The following is a 21,364-nucleotide window of genomic DNA, read 5'->3' on the forward strand; positions in this document are numbered from 1 at the left end:
ATCACCTTCAACAGTGAACGTAGCTACTTCTGTACGAAGAGCTTCGATTTGTGTTTCATCCAGATCTTTAAGCTTTGTTGATTCAGCAATACCTGAAGCTGCACAGATTATCTGTGAGCGGGTTTTACCGATACCAAAAATTGCAGTTAATGCAATCACAGCATGCTTATGATCAGGAACGTTAATGCCAGCGATACGGGCCACTATGCACTCCTTAAAAGTTAATGATTCATTTGCGAAAAGCCCGGTAGGATACTCGACAAATGAAAAAAGAGAAAAATATAGTTTAACTATTATAGATTAAACTATTGGAATCCAAAATCGATCTTAGCCTTGGCGTTGTTTATGCTTTGGCTCTACACAGATAACACGCACCACACCGTGGCGCTTGATAACTTTACAGTTACGACAGATTTTTTTAACGGATGCACGAACTTTCATTGCAACACTCCGAAATCAAAATTAAAATATTAATGGTTATATTAAGTCGCCACAAATACAGATTATTAAAATAACCAGAAAACTAAATTACTGACTTTGATTTTTTAAATAAAAAAAAGTGTAACTAGTGAACATGGGCGCAATAATATATCAAATATTAAACGGTTATACGAGTAATAATTGATTCAAGGTGATTAATATAGTGGCTATTAGCTGAAATAACGCCGCAGCCGTTAGTTTTCTGCTCAATAATCACCATATTGTTTGCTGATAACCAGCCGATAGATTAAAAAATAATTTTAAATTTCACTTTGAATTAAATTGGTTTTAATCTATTCAGGCATAAAAAAGCGGCTAAAGGTTGCTGCTTATTTTTCCGGTTCATCATCACGGACAAATTTTATTTTATCAAAGCCCATTCTTAAAAATTCAGTTAGGCGGAAATTTTTTTCAATCCCCTGACCGCGGCAACTCATTGCAAGTTGTTTTTCCATTGCTAAAAAGCTTTTTAAATCGATACCTTCAGCATCTGCAACCGCTTCATACATATCATGAAATTGATCGTATGAGAATTGAATAACCTTAAGCTTACCTTTAAATACGTATGTTACTTGTCTTGCCATTGTTAAACCTTAATGTTTTATATTGGTGTGGTTCTTATCTAGGTGCTAATAACTTAACTAACCAAGCAGAAATATCTGTAATTTGTTCAGCACAAACACAGTGCTCCATTATATAACTTTTATAACTTGGTTGAAATCCCATTTCGGTTAGCGAGTCTAATGCCTGTTCTCCTAAGCTCGGATCCACCACGGGATCACGGCTGCCATGCATGATCTTAATATTAAGGTTTTTATTTGCAGCGTTGGGTTGAATATTCTCTTTAGTGGCAAAATAGGTAGACATTGCTAATAGTCCGGCCAAGGGTTGCGCATAGGTCAGTGCTGCCTGATAAGCCACTGCGCCTCCTTGAGAAAAGCCCGCGATGACTATTCTATCGGCAGGGATCCCACGTCCAATTTCTCGATCTATTAATGCTTGAATCTGTTTGGCTGAACTGTTTAAGCCAGCTAAATCAACCTGGCGTTCTATGCTCATCTCGAGGATATCGTACCAGGCTGGCATTTTTAAACCGCCATTAATAGTAACGGGTATTGATGGTGCGTGAGGAAATATAAAACGAATAGCTAACGCTTCCGGTAAATTTAACTCAGGGACAATGGCTTCAAAATCATGTCCGTCTGCGCCTAAACCATGTAACCAGATAACGCTGGCATTGGCTGTTAATTTGGGTTGTACTTCTGCACTTGGTAAATAATTCATAACGTTTATTCTATAAAATAAAGGATCGATAATATAACAATGTTATTACTATAAAAATAGTGCTGCTAATATTCCTTGGATTCAAATATCAAGCTGACTGGCATTACAACATTTATGTGAAAGTAGGATCTTGTCTCATTCAACTTGAATTTTTAAAATGAGCTGGTTAATAGGTTAATAGGTTAATAGGTTAATAGGTTAATAGGTTAATAGGTTAATAGGTTAATAGGTTAATAGATTGATGAGGTATTAATATTATGGCAAATATATTTGCGAATATCCCCAGGGAATTAACAACAGAGCTGTTTGAAGATATTGTAAAAAATGATGCCGTTCAAATTGAAAGGATAGTATCCAAGGGGCATATCTCCCCTGAATCAGGTTGGTATGAACAGCAACAAAATGAATGGGTGATCCTTTTAAAAGGTCACGCTATTATTTTATTCGAGAATCAAAACAAGGTTCATTTAAAACCAGGGGATTACGTAGAAATACAAGCTTTGCAAAAACATAAAGTAAGTTGGACGGATCCGGACAACGAGACAATTTGGTTGGCTGTACATTATTAAGGGATTTTTTAAAGTGATTTTATTTAATTTGCTCTCGGGTAGCGGTACAGGATAGTTCAGGTCGTTCACCCGAGTCTGTCTGAACTGAAATAGTCACTGTCAGATAAGTTTGATTGCAACGATAATGCTAGTCCACAAAATGCACCTAAATTACCTGCTAGGGATGCCTGACAGGTTTTATTTTTAGCCTTTATTTGTTCATAAATCCCTTGCCTTGAAGAAAGTCCATCATGTGTGGTCGGGCTTCTTTTTGCAGCATTCCTGATATTTGCTCGGTCCAGCTTATTTCCTTTTGAGCACTTGTTCTGCTTTTATAATACTCCCTAATCTGCTGGTCATAAACTTCCAGTGCCGCTATATCATCTTTATTAGCTTGGTTTAATGTTTTATCCTGCAAATAACTATCTTGTTTTAACGTTAACGATAATGGTAAACGGGGTTTTACTTCAGGATCCTGATCCGGGTAACCCAGGCATAAACCAAAGACGGGGAAAACCAAGTCAGGTAATGCCAGTAGTGATGAGACGGCTGCAATATCGTTTCTTATTCCGCCAATATAACAAATCCCTAATCCTAATGCCTCCGCGCCAATAACGACATTTTGAGCAAACAAAGCACAATCGATCGATGTGGTTAATAATTGTTCAGTATAACCACCGTTGATCGGCACGTTATGCATTTCACAAGCGAGTTGATGGCGGTGCATATCGGCACAAAAAACCAGAAATACGGGGGCCTTGTTAACGTAACTCTGGTGACCTGCAAGCGCGGCTAGTTTCTCACGTTTAGCGCCGGGTGATATCTGAATCACGGTACAAGCCTGAATGAAACTGGAGGTCGCCGCCGCCTGCCCTGAACGGATTAATTCTTCGACAATGGATTGCTCTATCGGAATATTTTTAAAAGTACGAATCGAACGGTGAGATTGTAATAAATGAGTGACATCCTGCATATCATATCCTTAAAAAGGGGTTAATTTTTAGCCTGCTCGACTTTATCACACCCGATGAATAATTTAACGCAACAAAAGGGAGTATTGAAAATTTAGCGCTATTTTTCAAATGCTAATGGCAGTTGTTGGCATTGTTTATTGTACAAAATAGGCTATATTTTTGAAGGTCTGTGAAGTGGTCGAGCGTTTGGATAATATTGTTTGCTTTATAATCAACGGACGGATGATGTTATGAATCTTGGATTAATTAATGCACTTGGTTAATTAATCCACTTGATATCTGTTAATAGACAAGCCGCTTTAATTAAACCTACAATTATTGTTTTTCGTACTCTTGGTTGTTACAAGATAAACAGGGAAATAGATATGGAAAATTATGAAACTATCCCACAGATGATTCAATATGTTATTAATACCTATAGCAATTATTCTGCACTTAACTTTAAAAACAAGGGTTATTGGGAAACCATTTCCACGGAAAAATTTTCTGAAACCATCCGCCGTCTTGCTTTAGGTTTGCACTCACTCGGTATTAAAGAAGGTGAAGGTGTTGGCCTTATTGCTAATCCCTCTCCCCAATGGGTGATGATGGATATTGCTATTATGGTTAACAAGGCAATTTCAGTGCCGATGTTTGCCAATATATCTTCAATCCATTTTCAGTTTCAAAGCAAAGACAGTAATGTGAAATATCTTTTTGTGGATGATGAGGAATTATTAGCGGATGCAATAAAACCCCTTCTGCACTCATTTACAAAAATCATCTCCAATCATCCTAAACGTAGCGCTAACAATGCCATTAGTTATGAGGAATTGTTAACCTTGGGCGACATTTTATCAGCCAAACAGCCGAATCTTTATTCTCGAATGAGGCAGGCTGTTAGCCCAAAGGATATAGCAACGGTTATTTATACCAGTGGTTCAACCGGAATGCCTAAAGGTGTTGAAATCACGCATGCTAATCTGATTTCACAAATTAGAGCGACAACCAAGCTGTTTCCTCTGTATTCTGAAAAAGATAAGGCATTGACTTGTTTGCCCTTAGCCCATGTTTTTGAACGAATGGTTATTTATTTTTATATCTCCACCGGTACGCCGATCTTTTTTAGTGATGATATTAAAAAAGTAGGAGAACTGCTCAGGGAAGTCCAACCCACTATTATTACCCTCGTCCCTCGTCTATTAGAAAAGGTTTATGCGAAAATGCATGCTCGAATAGAGGAGCAATCCGGGATCAAAAAAAAGCTCATGTCGATTGCCTTTGAACGCGCTATTACGAAGCAACCTGGTGCTAATAATCTGCTTGAGAAAGCCTACGATAAACTGATTTATGCAAAATTGAGAGAGGCTTTAGGAGGAAATCTACAAATGGTAATCAGTGGCGGCGCCGCGCTGAGTGTCAGTATGGAAAATTTTTTTAAAAATATCGGACTCAACCTCTATCAAGGTTATGGTTTAACCGAAACGTCACCGGTTTTAGCGGCTAACTACCTGGGTAATACGCGTTATCGAAGCGTGGGTAAAATTTGGCCGGGTGTTGAAATAAAAATCTCTGATGAGCAGGAGATTCTGGCTAAAGGCCCTAATATTATGAAGGGGTATCACAATAACCAAAAAGTGACGCAGGAAACGATCGACCCGCAGGGTTGGTTACATACGGGTGACTTAGGTTTTGTGGATCAAGATGGATATTTATTTATTAACGGCAGAAAAAAAGAAATTTTTAAAACATCAAACGGCAAGTATGTCAGTCCTATTCCTATCGAACAACTGTTATGTGTTTCTGAACTTATTGATATGGCGGCGATCATTGGGGAAAATAAACATTTTGTTTCCTGCCTGCTTTTTCCTGATTTTGAAAACCTGGAAGCGATTAGAAAAAACCGTGGTTATGGCGATCTGAATAATGGGGATTTCCTTAGCTCGAGTGAAATCAGACAGGAAATTAGCGCACTTGTTGAGCGTGTTAACCGGCAGCTAAATGACTGGGAAAAAATTCGTAAATTTAAATTTATAAAACAGCCAATCGGTATAGAAACAGGTGAACTAACCCCAACCATGAAGATTAGACGTCAGGTTATTGAACAAAAATTCAGTGAAATTATTAATGATTTTTATAAGGACCAGAGCCAAGACAGCGAGTAATTGATTATCGATAATAGTTTGCAGTAATAGTGATTCAGCAGGGGAAAAATATGAAAGAGAGATTAGCAATTGTAGACGGTATTCGCAGTCCATTTTGTAAATCCGGTACCAGTATGGCGAATATCCTGGCCGATGATCTAGGGGCCGTTATTGTCAAAGAATTGATTGCAAGAACAGAAATCGATGTTTCATTGATTGATGAATTAATATTTGGCAATGTCGGTCAACCTGCAAATGCACCCAATATTGCAAGAGTTATAGGCCTAAAGGCAGGGTTGCCATTAGATGTTATTGCACACACAGTGCATCGAAATTGCGCTTCAGGCATGGAGTCTGTCACTACCGGATACGATAAATTATTAGCGGGGAATGCCAGCATACTGGTCGCAGGGGGGACGGAAAGTATGAGTAATTTACCCTTCAACTTCAGCAAAAAAATGACCCTGGTGTTTGAAAATGTGATGAAGGCTAAATCTCTTGGACAAAAGTTATCGGCCATTTCAACATTGAGGCCCGCCGATCTAAAGCCAGTTATATCCATTGTAGAAGGGTTAACTGATCCGGTTTGCGGCTTAAGTATGGGGCAAACGGCAGAAGTATTAGCCCGTGAATTTGCTATCACCCGCGCACAGCAGGATCAGTTTGCCCTGCAATCGCACTTGAAGGCTGCCCAAGCAAATGAAGCAGGTTTTTTTACTCAGGAAATCCATCCAATTGTGTTACCGCCCAATTACAGTCAGGTGCAATTTAATGATAATGCTATTCGGCCGGATCAAAGTCTAGAAAAGTTAGCTAAATTAAAACCCTTTTTTGATCGTGTTGCCGGCACTGTCACAGCTGCTAATGCCTGTCCCATTACCGATGGTGCCGGTGCTGTGTTAATTATGCTCGAAAGTAAAGCAAAGGAGTTGGGTTATTCGCCCTTAGGTTATTTAAAAGAGTATAGCTATGCGGGATTGCAACCCGAAAGAATGGGATTAGGCCCGGTTTACGCAACCTCTAAACTGTTAGATAAAACTGGAATGTCGATCTCTGATTTTGATCTGGTGGAGTTAAACGAAGCCTTTGCAGCCCAAGTTATTGCCAATCAAAAGGCATTTGAATCAGCTGTTTTTGCGCAACGATATTTACATAAAGATAAAGCGCTTGGGGTGCTGGACAGTGATTTGTTAAACGTTAATGGCGGAGCCATCGCACTAGGACATCCCGTGGGAGCGACCGGTACCAGATTGATTATTACCATGTTAAATGCCCTGCGCCGACGTAATAAAAACAGTGGATTGGTGACCTTGTGTATCGGTGGTGGTCAAGGCGCGGCTTTAGCATTGGAGGTAGAATAATGAATTTTACATTAGATATTTCACAATCAGCGGTGGCAACACTGACCTTTGATTATCCCGGGAAACGCATTAATAAATTAGATTCAGTCGCATTATTAGAGCTCAAAGAGCAAATTGATTCTCTGGCAAAAAATAATGTCGTTAAACTATTGGTCTTTCGCAGTGCCAAAAAGGATACTTTTATTGCAGGCGCTGATATCAATGAAATTAAAGACCTTCTCAGTGAAGAGCAAGCCTATAAAGCAATAAGAACCGGGCAGTTAATTCTTAATGATATGTCTAAATTACCTTTTCCAACATTAGCGGTTATAAACGGGGTGTGTCTCGGAGGTGGGTGTGAGTTAGCATTAGCCTGTACTTATCGCATCGCCACGGATAATCTTAACGCTATTATAGGCTTACCCGAAGTCAATTTGGGGATTATTCCTGGTTTTGGCGGTTGTGTGCGTTTGCCAAAACTGATTGGCTTGCAAGCTGCTCTGCAGTTAATACTGTCCGCTAAACCTGTCCCCCCTAAAAAAGCGCTACGACTCAAATTAGTCGATCATCTTTATAATAATGAACTTGAAGAAAGTTCAGTCGCTGATTTTATCGAACGTTTAGTGAATGAGAAAAGCTTTGGCAAAGGGTTAATAAAGCGCCGTTCAATATCCTCTAAGAAGTTTCAACAGCGAATTTTAGAAGATAATATTTTAGGGCAAAAACTAATTTTTAAAAAAGCCAAAGATAATTTACTTAAAAAAACCAAAGGTCAATATCCCGCGCCACTGAAGGCCCTTGACACCATAGAAAAAACATTAAATTTAAAAACAACAGAAGCTTTAGAAGTGGAAGCGCGCGTTGTCTCCGAGCTGGTGGTCAGCGTTATCAGTAAAAATTTAATTCAACTGTTTTTTACGTCCGAGGCGTTAAAAAAAGAAACCGGTATTACTGAAGCTAAGATCGAGCCACTGATAATTAATCAGGCCGCGGTGCTCGGCGCAGGCGTTATGGGCGGTGGGATCGCCTGGTTATTTTCGAAAAATGATATACCGGTCAGGCTTAAAGATATTGAATGGGATGCGGTTAGTAAAGGTTATCAAACCGCAGCACAATATTACGGACAATTAAAAAAAGTCCATAGAATCACTGAAAATCAGATCCGCGTTAAAATGAATCATATTGCAGGGACGGTCAACTATAACGGCTTTAAAAAAATTAATCTGGTGGTTGAAGCGGTGGCTGAAAATATCGAGGTTAAGAAAACGGTTCTGGCAGAGGCTGAAGCACAGCTCTCAGAACAAGCGATATTAGCATCTAATACCTCGAGTCTCTCTATTACCGAGATGGCCGACAATCTGCAGAGGCCGGAAAATTTTATCGGTATGCATTTTTTTAATCCGGTTAACCGAATGCCGCTTGTTGAAATTATACCAGGTGAAAAAACCAGCCAGCAGACCATAGTCACTTTGGTTAAACTCGCTAAAAACGCCGGTAAAACGCCCATTGTTGTTGCTGACTGTGCCGGTTTTTTAGTCAATAGAATTTTAATTTCATTTTTGAATGAGGCCGCTTTGATGCTGCAAGAGGGAGGTGTTGTCACCGAAATGGACCATGCCCTTGAAGCGTTCGGGTTACCGATGGGACCTTTTGTTTTAGCCGATGAGGTCGGTATCGATATTGGTTATCATGTGGCTAAAGTATTAGAGCAAGCCTATGGCGAAAGAATGAAAGTGGCTGGTTTATTTACCCATCTTTTTGTCGATGAGAAGTTATTAGGTAAAAAATCGGGGGTGGGTTTTTACCTGCACAAAGGCCACGACAAATCCTACAATGAGGCGCTGGATAAGATTATTTATACCTATCGTTTTAGCAATGGAATAACAGCCAAAGCATTTAACAGGGAAGAAATCGTAGACCGGTGCATTCTTATTATGGTCAATGAAGCGGTCAAATGTTTACAGGAAAATATTGTTAAGAATCCGGCTTATCTGGATATGGCAATGATCCTCGGCACAGGTTTCCCTGCCTTTACAGGCGGTCTTTTAAAATATGCAGATAATCGCGGCCTCGCAGATATTTGCGATAAATTAAATCAATTAGCGGCTTTATATGGTGAGCGTTTCCTACCCGCGGAGCAGTTAATAGAGAAAGCAAACAACAGCGGAAAATTTTATAATTAGAGCCCGACAGCAAGCGTGGTTTGGATCTGCAGAAGGAGTTAATAATGCATGACGTAAATAATGAGCCCGAAGAAGAGTCTGTTATAGATACCTCTAAAATGAATGCCGAGAAGGCCTCGACCATGAGGATAACGGAAGCTGCGCGAGAAACCGCCGTGAGTCAAAAAAGTTTCGCTGGGCAGCTTTTTATGGGCAGTTTCCAACCGCATTTATTATTCCCTTTTCCTGTCCAATGTCTTGAAGATAAAATAATAGGTGATCATTTAGTTGAGAAAGTGTGTCTTTTTCTTAAACAAAATCTGGATCCGGAAAAGGTAGATGCGACGCAAACTATCCCTGAAAAGGTGATTAAAGGGATGGCGGAACTGGGGCTTTTTGCGATGAAAGTGCCTAAAGAATATAATGGATTAGGTCTCACTCAAGTTAATTATAACCGTGTCATGATAGCCATCTCCTCCTATTGCGGCAGTACCGCAGTATTGCTCAGTGCCCATCAATCTATTGGCGTGCCGCAACCGTTAAAAATGTTTGGTACTAAAGCGCAAAAAGAAAAATACCTGCCTTTATTCAGAGAAGGGAAAATATCTGCTTTTGCCCTTACCGAACCCGAAGTGGGCTCTGATCCCGGCAAAATGGAAACCACGGCAACCCTGACCGATGATGGTCAACATTACCTTTTAAATGGTGTGAAACTCTGGTGCACTAACGGGTTAATTGCTGACGTATTGGTGGTGATGGCCGGGACCGAGGCTAAAAAAATGAGTAACGGACAGCAAATAAAACAAATTACTGCTTTTATTGTTGAAAAGGAAATGCCCGGCATTGAAATAACACATCGCTGCGATTTTATGGGGATCAGAGGGATTCAAAATGGTGTAATAAAATTTACCAATGTAAAAGTGCCCGTAGAAAATATCATTTTAGGTAAAGGAAAAGGATTAAAACTGGCTTTGGCGACACTCAACACCGGGCGTTTAACCTTGCCGGCAGCCGCTACCGGTATGTCTAAGTATTGTTTAGCTGTCGCACGGGAGTGGGGGAACGACAGGGTGCAGTGGGGACTGCCAATCGGTAAACATGAAGCGGGATCTAAAAAAATAGCCTTTATCGCTGCCAGCACTTTTGCGATGGAGGCGGTTACTTATTTAACCTCGCACATGGCCGATGATCCTAAATTAGATATTAGAATTGAAGCTGCCATGGCTAAATTGTTTTGCTCAGAACTTGCCTGGAAAGTGATCGATGAAACAATGCAGTTTAGAGGCGGGCGAGGTTACGAGAAAGCCTCATCACTTAAGGCCAGAGGAGAGAAAGCTTATCCTATCGAAAGAATGATGCGCGATACGCGTATCAACCGAATTATCGAAGGGACAACGGATATTATGAAGCTGTTTTTAGCGCGCGAAGCCATGGACCCGCATTTAAAAGTAGCCGCTGAAATATTAAAAAAGAATGTTTCCATGGAAAACAAACTCCATGCAGGCGTTAAACTTGCGGCTTTCTATGGCAAATGGTACCCCACTCAGTGGCTGAACTCTTCACTTTGGGCCAGCCATACGGATCTAGGAGAATTGTCCAAACATTTCTCCTACGTAGAAACGACATCGCACAAGCTTGCGCGCACGATTTTTCATTATATGGGGCTTTATCAGGACAGGTTAGAGCGTAAACAAAATATTCTCGGCACTTTAATGGAAATTGGTACTGAACTGTTTGCGATGGCAACCACCTGCTCCTATGCAAAATTTAAAATGGATGACGATCCTACTGATACCACACCCAAGTATTTAGCGGATGTTTTCTGCTTAAATGCAAAAAGAAAAATATCGCGTTTATTTGACGATTTAACCGATAATGATGATGAAAAAGAGAATAAATTAGCAAAAAGTGTTTTAAAAGGCGATATGAAGTGGCTGGAAAAAGGCATTATCTGGACGGAAGATTAATTACCTTTATTACAGCCAGTAGTAAAACTCAAAATGAGCGCTGTGCTATTTTTGAGGGCGGGTGTCAAAGCCGAAATAGCCTATTTATCTTTTGGATAAATAGGCTATTATTTTAATATTCTTTATTCACTCTTGGGTTAATTAAAAGGTGCTGACGGACAATCCGGAATTTTTAAAGCTCAGAGAATTAATGGTTAGCGAGCAGATTGAAAGGCGTGGTATTACCAGTATTAATGTCTTAAATGCCATGAGAGCTGTCCCTCGGCATCTGTTTGTGGCGCAAAAATTGTTAAATGAAGCCTACGCCGACTATCCGCTGCCGATTGGATTAAATCAAACCATTTCTCAACCCTATATCGTCGCCCTGATGACGGACGCGCTGGGCTTAAAAAGCCACCATAAGGTACTGGAAATAGGTACCGGATGCGGTTATCAAAGCGCCGTATTAGCCGAAATAGCTGCTCAAGTCTACACCATTGAAATACTTCCTGAGCTGGCCAAAAGAGCAGACAATATCCTGCAGAATCTCGGCTATCGCAATATTCATGGCAAATGCGGAGACGGTTTGACCGACTGGGCAGAGCAAGCTCCCTTTGACCGAATTATTGTCACAGCAGCGCCCCTTAATCTGCCCCTAGAATTATTAAAACAGCTAACCTTTGATGGCTGCATGGTTATTCCTTTTGGATCGTACTCACAGGACTTATATCGTATTATTCGAAAATCGAACAATCAAATAGAACAGCAACGGTTAGTGCCGGTCAGATTCGTTGCCATGACCGGAAAAGTTGAAAAAACAACCGTTTAATCGGATCCTCATAATCCCTGTTTATTAATAAAAAGTCGGAATAAGCCCGCGAATGCCATCAATAAACATCTGCACTGACATAATAAGCAGTAACATTCCCATTAATTTTTCTAATGCTGATAATCCTTTTGTTCTTAATAACTTGTATAAATAGGGAGAGAACAATAATACGGCTGCTGTTAATATCCAGGCAATAATAAGCGATAGGAATAATTCACCCGTATGCTCGCTATTGGTTTTGGCTAATACTAACAAGGTTGCAAGTGCTGCGGGGCCTGCAATCATAGGCATTGCAATGGGCACAATTAAAGGCTCATCGGAGTCTTTTGTGGTAAATAGACTTTCTCCATTAGGAGAGGGAAAAATCATTTTTAATGAGATAACAAAAAATATTATGCCGCCTGAAATAGTAATAGCCTCGGTTTCCAAATGAAACAGGCTTAAAAATTGTTTACCAAAAAACAGGAAAACCACTAAAATAAACAAACCAATCAGCATTTCTCTGATAATTATTTTGGTATGTCTTTGTTTATCTACATTTTTTAGAATGCTTAATAATAACGGGATATTACCAATGGGATCTAAAATAAAAAACAGTAAGATCGCAGTTGAGAGTATTGGGAATGGGTTTTCCATATGAATTTTTCCTTAAATTCCGTGGTGGTTAGATTTGTAAATGACCAGCAAAATTTATTATATCTTATTAATTTAAAAAAATAGTCGACTTGGCAGGTGAAACTCTTTGTCTAAATTACGGGCTTAAAATGAGCGTTTTGAAAATAATTGATAATTTGTATTTAATCGTGCTTAACGATAACTTATTATGTGTCATAGTTGCTGCTCTTTATGCTCTAAATATTGCATTAAGAAAATAATAAAAATACAGGGAATTGATATGATAATTGATATTAAACCGCTTGACCTTTCCAAGCGGGGGGCTTGTCCAGAAACCTACAGTTTTGGAGCTGATTTTTCTGACCATATGTTTAGCCAAAATTTTGAACAAGGCAGCGGTTGGGAGAAAGCTGAAATTACCCCTTATCATGCATTAACTCTTGACCCTTCAGCGGCTGTATTTCATTACGGACAAGAAATATTTGAAGGTTTAAAGGCTTACCGTTCATTTGATGGAACGACTAATTTGTTTCGTCCTTCTGAAAATTTTAAACGTTTTAACCGTTCAGCCAAAAGAATGGCGATGCCCGAAGTTGATGAAAAATTTCACCTGCAAGCACTTAAAGCACTTATCGCGCTTGATAATAATTGGATTCCGGAGCAAGCGGGATCATCTTTATATATCCGCCCGACAATGATTGCGACGGGTAAAAAATTGGGTTTAGGGGCTAGTGATTCCTATATTCACTTTATCATCACGGGGCCAGCCGGTTCTTACTTCAAGGGTGGTTTTGAGCCCGTATCGGTTTATATTGCCGACGAGTACCGCCGTGCAGTAGTGGGAGGCGTTGGTGAAGCTAAGACGGGCGGTAATTATGCAGCCAGCCTGTATATTTCAGAAGAAGTTGTAAAGCTGGGGTATTCTCAAGTACTTTGGTTAGATGCCGTACACGGCAAGTATATTGAAGAAGTTGGTGCAATGAATATCTTTTTTGTTTATGACAATAAGCACATTGTAACCCCTGCTTTAAGTGGCAGTATATTACCCGGCATTACCCGTGATTCTATTCTTAAACTGGCGCCGGCATTGGGATTTGAAGTCAGTGAAGAACGCTTAGATGTTGAGCAGATATTAGCCGATATAAAAAGCGGAAAAATAACCGAAGCATTTGGTTGTGGTACAGCGGCGGTTATTTCTCCGGTCGGTAAACTATGCTGGAAAGGCACTGATTATGTTATTAATAACAATCAATCGGGCGAGATTTCCAAGCAGTTGTATGATGAGCTGACCGGTATTCAATACGGGACTCGCGAAGACCGTTTTGGCTGGATAGAAAAAGTTGATTCAGCCGTTACAATTTAAATCTTAGCTTGTACTGTAAGAAGAAAAAAAACACATTAAGTGATTAATATTTAAATCGCTTAATGTGTTTTTTAATATTTGCTCCTGACGTTAGCTGTTTTCAAGTTGTTGGTCACGACTCTTTTGATATTGTTCGTCACCATTCACTTTAACGTATTTATAATTCAAGAAAGCAATAATTAAAATGATGATGACCCCTGCAATATTTATAAAATGATGAGGGACTAATAAAGCAAAGGCAGATAACAGTAGCAGTACTCGATTATATAAAGGTAATTTTGCAAATAATCGTCCTTCAATACTGCCCGCGACAGCCACAATTAAACCGATAGTTAACACTATTGATATCACAAATTCAGTATTTTCCCCCTCTATCCAAATCAGGCCGGAAAATGCCATCATGATCGGAATAATCAAAAATCCCTGGGCCAGTTTAAAGGCCTGTACAGCGGCCTTCATCGGTGAACAATTCGCTATACCGGCTGCCGCAAAGGCTGCTAAGGCGATTGGAGGTGTCACATTCGATGTTTGCGATAACCAGAATACAATCATATGGGCTGCTAATAAACCCACACCAAGTTCAGTTAAACTCGGTACGGCCATAATAGATAAAACGATATAAGCTGCTGTTACCGGCAAGCCCATCCCTAAAATCATAGCTGCAATAGCAATAAGACCCAATACGGACCATAAATAACCACCTGAAAGGGCCATTAAAAATTGGGTGAACTGTAAACCTATGCCCGTTTGACCTACCACACCCACAACAATACCCGCAGTACCACAGGCAACTGAAATAGGAAGCGCAAGTAATGCGCCTTCTTTCAGGCCCTGAATAAAGACGGGAATACTAATGCGACTGTGTTTCCTGCACATAGCGGCGACTAAAATTGCCACACAACCTGCAATACCCACCAATATAGGCGAATAACTCATTAACAGCAGGCTGGTAATTAACACTAATGGCAGTAAAAAATGCCAACCGTTTTTCAACACGACTGATATTTTTTCAGTTACTTCCATGCCTTTCAATCCTAATTTGCAGGCCATCAAATGCACATAGAGCAGGGTACAGGCAAAATACAAGATAGCCGGGGCAATAGAGACTAATAAAATTTCACTGTATGGGATACCGGTAAATTGTGCCATAACAAAGGCACCAGCCCCCATTACGGGTGGCATTATTTGTCCGCCCGTTGACGCTGCGGCTTCAATGCCGGCTGCTTGTTCCGGTTTATAACCCAACTTTTTCATCATCGGAATGGTTAATGCGCCTGTCGTGACCGTATTGGCTATGGCTGAGCCGGAAATAGATCCCAGTGCCGCAGAGGCTATAACGCTGGCTTTGGCAGGACCTCCTCGGTATTTTCCTGCAATCGAAAATGATGCATCAATAAAAAAGTTACCCGCACCGCTTACTTGTAAAAAAGCACCAAATAATACAAATATAAATACCACGCCAGCCGCAATGGCTAAGGGCGCACCATAGATACCATTGGTTGAATAAATATGGAATCTGATTATTTCCTCAATAGAAAATCCTTTACTGGCCACATTAGAGGGTAAAATGTCGCCGAATATTGCATACAGTAAAAATATCGCGGCAATAACAACCATGATCAGGCCAACGGTCCGACGTGTGGCTTCAAGTAATAACACCACAATAATCAGACCGGATAATTGGTCAAGTGTGGTTAAACCGTCCATTAAGAAACTGATATCACCATAATCGAAGGAAATGATATGATATGAAGCCCAGGTGATCGCAATAATACAAAGTAGATCCAGACTGCGTCCAAACAGGTATTGAAATGAAGATTGCTGGGATTTTATAAGGGGTAAGGTAAAAAATACTAAAATAAGTATCCAGCTTAAATGAATGGGCCTAAATACGGGAGCGGATAAATCAGCGGTAATGCCCTGCCAAATTTGAAATACAGATAATGAAATAGCCGCAAACGCGGCTATTAATAAAACTTTATCCGATATCAATCTGCACATGTTATTTTTTGTGTTCATGATTTTCTCCACGGAAAAGTGTTTACATATTTTCTTTTAAATATTTTAATGCACCAGAATGTAACTCGACTCCTTTTAATCTGTTCATATTTTCAATGGTAGTAAATTTGGTGACACTAATGACTTGATTGATTTCTTTCATATGTTCAAAAGCAATTTTAGTCATTTTATAGGCAAGCTCGGTATCAATATTTTTGTTCACGACTAAAACATTCCAAACGGCTGGCGCAACAAAGGCGTTAACCTTGTCATAACTGTTAACCGGTACCTTGATGGCTTGATAAGATGGATTGCTAGTAGAAACTGTTTCTAGCTCTTCCGCTGTGAAGGATAATATACGAATATTATGGGTGAAGGCCAATTCAGTAATTGCACCAACACCAATGCTGCCGACAATCACGCCTGCATCGATTTGACCTGCTTTGATTGCATTTGTTGTGGCGGTATAATTTAAAGACTGCGCATCGATATCCGACTCATTAATCCCTAAGGCTGCAAGAATATTGGTTGAGCTAACACGTGTACCTGAACCTGGTGCGCCTAAAGAAATTCGCTTGCCTTTCAGATCCTGAATAGATTTTATATCAGAGTCTGCTGGCACAATAAACTGAACAACGTTTGGATATAATGCAAATAAGACCGAAACATCCATTTTTCGAGGGAAAGGTGCTACTCCTTGATAACCCTGCAAGACAACATTACCCATCGCAATACCGGCAAGTTGTTTATTGGCGGATACTTTGATTGTATTTTCGACCGATGCCGCTGTTACTTCTGCACGCATATCAAAATCATCAATATTTTCACTCCAAATTTTAGCGAGCATGCCGCCTAATGGATAATAAGTGCCGCTTTGACTCCCTGTTCCTATAGTGTAATTTTCGGCGACTGCATTGAATGAAAATAAACAAGCTAAGCCTATTCCCAGTATTCCTTTTTTGATTATATTTTGCATTATTGTCACTCCGTTATAAATTTAAAAACTTATTAAACCATTTTTACGAATGCCACCATAGCATTGAACTTGGACTTTAACCTGCCAGATTAGTTGTGCTATGTCTCAAAATAACCCTTAGATCCGTCTAATTCGAATGCATTTTGAGCTAAAGGGCATCAAGGCAGTCTCCGCTCGGTATAAAAAGTTCAGTAAAGATCATCAATATATGGAGAAATACTTATGATCTTAATGTCAAATAATAAAGTTTTAGTGACACTGTGAAAATGGCAGAAAATCGCTGCAATTAAACCCAGATTGGGCGGATTAAGGTTTTTTATAATCTCTTTTACAATGTAATTAATACATTATTGAACTTAATCGATGCATTGCACGTATATAAAGGGCGATACTGTATTAAGCTATCAAAATTGGAGATTAATAAAAAATTACCACAGTCCATTTTGACTTTTTATCCGCTAATATAAATAATCGCTATTATATTTATGAACATATTTAATCCAACCCGGCTATAGGTATTATTAACGTGATAAAAAAAATACCCACTAAATCATCAGGGCAAGATTTAGTTGCTCAAAACATTATTCTAATGTTACAGGAATATATAGATTGGCTGGGCTTCAAACCTGCTATCCATTTTGAGTTGGAAGGCTGTATAACCCGTCCTAAACCTGGCTTTACTATTGACTACCAGAGAATCAATGCACGCCTCAAGGCCAATAATATTGAGGGTGAATTAGTTTCTGAATTTTGGCAAAACCAATGGGAATATGTGTCTAATTTTTCACAACAATCACCCTTAAAAGAAGCGCGAAATTTAAGCGCTGTGATGAAATATTTACCCCGCTGGTTTGCCGAGCAGGGCATTAAGCAAACTTATATAAAACCCGTCGTGTGGGCGGGTGATCAGGGTAGGTACGCCGCAGGCAGTGGCACAATATTCAGTGCGCAATCGGGCGCTGTCCATATTCCTAATGCAATACAGATAAATGTCAGCGCATTGAATACACTGGGTGACAATATAATAACGGATGCGGGTTTTGGCGAATATCTGCAGCAGTGTTTTTTAGAAAGCAGTTTAAATTGCGCGTTATTATATTTACCGGAATCCGAAGCCTATCAAAGATTATTATTAAAAACGCATTATGGGTTAGCGCAGGAGTTATGCTCCCCCTCTGATATTTCCGGAGGGCATCAAGGCAGTATCGCTTTGTATAAAAAGTTTGGTAAACATAATCAGGATATGGGGGTCACGCCTCTGATAGTCAGCGCAAATAATGAAGTCTTAGTGACCCGGCAAAATTGGCAGGAGAGCGCTAGAATTGAGCATAGATTGGGGGCATCAAGTGTTTTTTATAATCCCTTTCACAATGTGATTTTTGCATTACTGAACTTAATTGATGCTTTGCACGTATACAAGCGGGGCTCCTGTATTAAGTTATTAAAACCGGAACTGAGCAAAAAGAAATTACCACAGTCGATTTTACCCTTTGATAATGAGCAGGGATCTTTGTGTTTATTTCGTCAAGATACTTGGTTTGCGGATTCAATTGATAACATTTATAAATTTTCAAATTCTAACAACATTAATCTTCCCGATATGTTGCATGATGGTTCTGGTAAGGCATTAAAAGCCGACATTATTAAAAACTATCAGCAGGATATATTTTCTGGTAATTCATTGTAGATATTAAGCGACTGGCAGATGACTATAAAACAATTAAAAACACCCTTACTGACGGGCGCATCAGTTGCGCAGAAACGAGCTGAATTAAAGCAGTATTATGCTAATACTGTGCACACCTATGAGTCACTGTTCAGCTTAATCAATAATGATGATGCTTATTATTTAAGACCCGAACCGTTACGCCATCCGTTAATTTTTTACTTTGGGCACACGGCGACTTTTTACGTCAATAAGTTAATGTTAGGTAAATTTATAGATAAACGCATCAATCAAAAGCTTGAGGCTATCTGTGCTGTGGGTGTTGATGAAATGAGTTGGGATGATCTGAATGGGTTGCATTACGATTGGCCGAAGGTTGATGAGATTGTTGAATACCGGCGCCAAGTTTTTGCGCTGGTTAATGACCTAATCGATAATATGGAGATTGAGTTACCCATTTGTAAAGGCTCTTTAGCCTGGGTTATTTTAATGGGCTGCGAGCATGAGCGCATTCATTTAGAAACGTCCTCGGTGATCATGAGAATGTTACCTGTTAACGATTTGACATCCAACCAAGAGTGGCTGGCTTGCAGTTCAGTTGGCACCGCGCCTGACAATAAATTATTGGCTGTTGACGGTAAAAAACTCACCTTGGGTAGATCAGATGAGGATAAAACCTATGGTTGGGACAATGAATACGGGCAGACAAAAGTGCAGGTTGAACCTTTTAAAGCCTCACAGTTTTTAGTCTCAAATGCAGAGTTTATTGGATTTATAGAAGCGGGCGGTTATCAAAACAAAGACTATTGGAGTGAGGAAGGACAACAATGGCTGGCATTTAAAATGGCTAAAATGCCAAGATTCTGGCTGCAAAAAAATAATCAGTATTTTCAGCGTAATTTATTAAATGAAATGCCATTACCTTTGAATTGGCCGGTTGAAGTAAATTATTTAGAAGCCAAAGCTTTTTGCAACTGGAAAAATAGCAGCAGCGAACATTACATTCGCATGCTAACGGAAGCAGAATGGTACTGCTTACGGGAGATGGTAGACAGCGACCTTATTAATTGGCCGCAAGCGCCGGGTAATATTAATTTAGAATATTTTGCATCGTCATCACCTGTTGATCAATTTTCAGAAAATAACTTTTTTGATTTATTGGGCAATGTCTGGCAGTGGACAGAATCGGCAATCGACGGTTTTGAAGGATTTCAGGTTGACCCGCTTTATGATGATTTTTCAACCCCAACCTTTGACGGTCAACATAATCTGATTAAGGGGGGATCATGGATCTCAACGGGTAATGAAGCACTTAAAAATTCCCGTTATGCTTTTCGTCGTCATTTCTTTCAACATGCGGGATTTCGTTATATTGAATCAGTCTCAGAAACTATCCCGACCATCCCGGTAAATCAATATGTAACGGACAAAAAAATCTGCACTGAATTGGAGGCGCATTTTGGTGAACATTATTTAGGATTGGGCAATTATTCGGTCACTCTGGCAAGTTATGTCCTTGAGCAGTTAAATAACTTTTCAATAGCAAAAGGAAAGTTGCTTGATTTGGGATGCAGTGCAGGACGTTGTAGTTTTGAGTTATCTCCTTATTTTGAAGCGGTGGACAGTGTGGATTTTTCTGCTCAGTCGATACCTTACTCGGTGCAGTTACAGCAGGGGAAAACGGTTCGTTATGCCCTTGAAAAAGAAGGCGAGCTGGTTGACTTTAAAGAGATTAATTTAAATGCTGCGGGGTTGAATGCAGACTATCGGAATATTCATTTTAAACAAGGTGACCCGAGCAACTTAAAAGCCTCATTTGATGACTATGATGTCATCATTGCCCAGCAGGTACTTGAGCAAAATTATGATCCTCTGCAGTTTTTACGTACTATTTCAGGCTCTTTAAAAGAAGGGGGGATTTTAATACTGGCATCTGCCTATGATTTTAACCCGGAAATTAAATCTGAAAAAAGATTTTCGGGCAAGAAAGTAAATGGTGAAAACTTTACTGGTTTTGACGCCGTTCAACAAGCCCTGTCTGCTCAGTTTTCCTTAGTTGCCAGCGATAATATAACAAAATTATCACCGGATTGTGCCCGCAAATTTACGGTCACGGATCAGCATATTACCCTATGGAAAAAGTTCGTTTAATCGAACGAAATGGTTAGATAAGAAGCGTTTAAAGGTCAATATAAGCAGTAGGGTGCATTCTATGCCGCGCAGGACGTGGTAATGGTGCTGAAGCGCACCCTACGATTTTTTGAGTTTTGAGCTGAATAGTTATCGGCAGGGTGCATTCTATGCACCGCAAGCAGCGGCAATTGCTGCTGAAGCGCACCCTACGATTTTTTGAGTTTCGAGCTGAATAGTTCTCGGTAGGGTGCATTCTATGCACCGCAAGCAACGGCAATTGCTGCTGAAGCGCACCCTACGTTTTTTGAGCTGAATAGTTATAGGTAGGGTGCATTCTATGCACCGTAAGCAGCGGTAATTGCTGCTGAAGCGCACCCTACGATTTTTTGAGTTTCGAGCTGAATAGTTCTCGGTAGGGTGCATTCTATGCACCGCAAGCAGCGGTAATTGCTGCTGAAGCGCACCCTACGATTTTTTGAGCTGAATAGTTATCGGTAGGGTGCATTCTATGCACCGTAAGCAACGGCAATTGCTGCTGAAGCGCACCCTACGATTTTTTGAGTTTCGAGCTGAATAGTTCTCGGTAGGGTGCATTCTATGCACCGCAAGCAGCGGCAATTGCTGCTGAAGCGCACCCTACGAGTTTTCGAGCTGAATAGTTATCGGTAGGGGGCATTCTATGCACTGCAAGCAACGGCAATTGCTGCTGAAGCGCACCCTACGATTTTTTGAGCTGAATAGTTATCGGCAGGGTGCATTCTATGCACCGCAAGCAGCGGCAATTGCTGCTGAAGCGCACCCTACGAGTTTTCGAGCTGAATAGTTATCGGTAGGGTGCATTCTATGTACCGCAAGCAGCGGTAATTGCTGCTGAAGCGCACCCTACGAGCAGAGTTCTTTTATCAAAAGAGGGCTTTATTAATAACG

17 protein-coding genes are annotated in these 21,364 nt (G+C 40.1%); 9 read left to right on the forward strand and 8 right to left on the reverse strand.

Annotated features, from left to right (window positions below):
* The 4 genes from rpsM to CXF72_RS10200 form a co-directional block, all read right to left on the reverse strand.
* On the reverse strand, positions 1 to 204 hold a 204-nt coding region (gene rpsM / locus CXF72_RS10185), incomplete at its 3' end, for a 30S ribosomal protein S13 (RefSeq protein ID WP_101038852.1).
* Positions 205 to 327: 123 nt separating this feature from the next.
* A complete protein-coding gene (rpmJ, locus tag CXF72_RS10190; RefSeq protein ID WP_011770886.1) occupies positions 328 to 441 on the reverse strand; it encodes a 50S ribosomal protein L36 in 114 nt (37 codons plus the stop codon).
* 368 nt (positions 442 to 809) lie between these two features.
* Positions 810 to 1,064 (reverse strand): DUF2960 domain-containing protein, encoded by a 255-nt coding sequence (locus CXF72_RS10195; protein WP_101038853.1) that lies wholly within the window; start codon positions 1,062 to 1,064, stop codon positions 810 to 812.
* A 34-nt stretch (positions 1,065 to 1,098) separates the two neighbouring features.
* Complete coding sequence (locus CXF72_RS10200) at positions 1,099 to 1,764, reverse strand: alpha/beta hydrolase (protein ID WP_101038854.1); 666 nt, start codon at positions 1,762 to 1,764, stop codon at positions 1,099 to 1,101.
* Positions 1,765 to 2,021: 257 nt separating this feature from the next.
* Between CXF72_RS10200 and CXF72_RS10205 the strand changes: the two genes are divergently transcribed.
* Positions 2,022 to 2,333, forward strand: a complete 312-nt coding sequence (locus CXF72_RS10205) for a cupin domain-containing protein (protein ID WP_101038855.1) — start codon at positions 2,022 to 2,024, stop codon at positions 2,331 to 2,333.
* Positions 2,334 to 2,523: 190 nt separating this feature from the next.
* Here the strand turns inward: CXF72_RS10205 and nfsA are convergent, their stop codons facing one another.
* Complete coding sequence (nfsA, locus tag CXF72_RS10210) at positions 2,524 to 3,285, reverse strand: oxygen-insensitive NADPH nitroreductase (protein WP_101038856.1); 762 nt, start codon at positions 3,283 to 3,285, stop codon at positions 2,524 to 2,526.
* A gap of 366 nt (positions 3,286 to 3,651) precedes the next feature.
* Here nfsA and CXF72_RS10215 point away from each other — a divergent pair, with 366 nt between their 5' ends.
* The 5 genes from CXF72_RS10215 (at position 3,652) to CXF72_RS10235 (ending at position 11,686) form a co-directional block, all read left to right on the forward strand.
* Positions 3,652 to 5,430, forward strand: coding sequence for an AMP-dependent synthetase/ligase (locus CXF72_RS10215; RefSeq protein WP_101038857.1), 1,779 nt, complete (start codon positions 3,652 to 3,654; stop codon positions 5,428 to 5,430).
* Positions 5,431 to 5,480: 50 nt separating this feature from the next.
* A complete protein-coding gene (locus CXF72_RS10220) occupies positions 5,481 to 6,770 on the forward strand; it encodes a thiolase family protein (RefSeq protein ID WP_101038858.1) in 1,290 nt (429 codons plus the stop codon).
* The gene (locus CXF72_RS10225) at positions 6,770 to 8,932 is read left to right on the forward strand and encodes a 3-hydroxyacyl-CoA dehydrogenase NAD-binding domain-containing protein (RefSeq protein ID WP_101038859.1); all 2,163 of its coding nucleotides are present in this window, start codon (positions 6,770 to 6,772) and stop codon (positions 8,930 to 8,932) included. The genes CXF72_RS10220 and CXF72_RS10225 overlap by 1 nt, the downstream gene beginning before the upstream one ends.
* Before the next feature lie 44 nt (positions 8,933 to 8,976).
* The gene (locus tag CXF72_RS10230; protein WP_101038860.1) at positions 8,977 to 10,878 is read left to right on the forward strand and encodes an acyl-CoA dehydrogenase family protein; all 1,902 of its coding nucleotides are present in this window, start codon (positions 8,977 to 8,979) and stop codon (positions 10,876 to 10,878) included.
* Positions 10,879 to 11,026: 148 nt separating this feature from the next.
* Positions 11,027 to 11,686: a protein-L-isoaspartate(D-aspartate) O-methyltransferase gene (locus CXF72_RS10235; protein WP_232784943.1), complete on the forward strand. Its 660-nt coding sequence runs from the start codon at positions 11,027 to 11,029 to the stop codon at positions 11,684 to 11,686.
* A gap of 24 nt (positions 11,687 to 11,710) precedes the next feature.
* On the opposite strand, the gene CXF72_RS10240 is transcribed toward CXF72_RS10235, so the two are convergent.
* Positions 11,711 to 12,322 carry a MarC family protein gene (locus CXF72_RS10240; RefSeq protein WP_101038862.1) on the reverse strand — a complete coding sequence of 204 codons (612 nt, stop codon included), beginning with the start codon at positions 12,320 to 12,322 and terminating at the stop codon, positions 11,711 to 11,713.
* Between the two features lie 259 nt (positions 12,323 to 12,581).
* On the opposite strand from CXF72_RS10240, the gene CXF72_RS10245 reads away from it, so the two are divergent.
* The gene (locus tag CXF72_RS10245) at positions 12,582 to 13,664 is read left to right on the forward strand and encodes a branched-chain amino acid aminotransferase (protein ID WP_101038863.1); all 1,083 of its coding nucleotides are present in this window, start codon (positions 12,582 to 12,584) and stop codon (positions 13,662 to 13,664) included.
* Positions 13,665 to 13,754: 90 nt separating this feature from the next.
* Here the strand turns inward: CXF72_RS10245 and CXF72_RS10250 are convergent, their stop codons facing one another.
* On the reverse strand, positions 13,755 to 15,683 hold the full coding sequence (locus CXF72_RS10250) for a TRAP transporter permease (RefSeq protein ID WP_101038864.1): 1,929 nt from the start codon (positions 15,681 to 15,683) through the stop codon (positions 13,755 to 13,757).
* Positions 15,684 to 15,705: 22 nt separating this feature from the next.
* Positions 15,706 to 16,638: a TAXI family TRAP transporter solute-binding subunit gene (locus CXF72_RS10255; RefSeq protein ID WP_101038865.1), complete on the reverse strand. Its 933-nt coding sequence runs from the start codon at positions 16,636 to 16,638 to the stop codon at positions 15,706 to 15,708.
* A 526-nt stretch (positions 16,639 to 17,164) separates the two neighbouring features.
* Here CXF72_RS10255 and CXF72_RS10260 point away from each other — a divergent pair.
* A complete protein-coding gene (locus CXF72_RS10260) occupies positions 17,165 to 18,325 on the forward strand; it encodes a hypothetical protein (protein ID WP_101038866.1) in 1,161 nt (386 codons plus the stop codon).
* 18 nt (positions 18,326 to 18,343) lie between these two features.
* Positions 18,344 to 20,455 carry a 5-histidylcysteine sulfoxide synthase gene (ovoA, locus tag CXF72_RS10265; protein ID WP_101038867.1) on the forward strand — a complete coding sequence of 704 codons (2,112 nt, stop codon included), beginning with the start codon at positions 18,344 to 18,346 and terminating at the stop codon, positions 20,453 to 20,455.
* Positions 20,456 to 21,364 lie beyond the last annotated feature (909 nt).

Source organism: Psychromonas sp. MB-3u-54 (assembly GCF_002836415.1).
Lineage (GTDB): Bacteria > Pseudomonadota > Gammaproteobacteria > Enterobacterales > Psychromonadaceae > Psychromonas.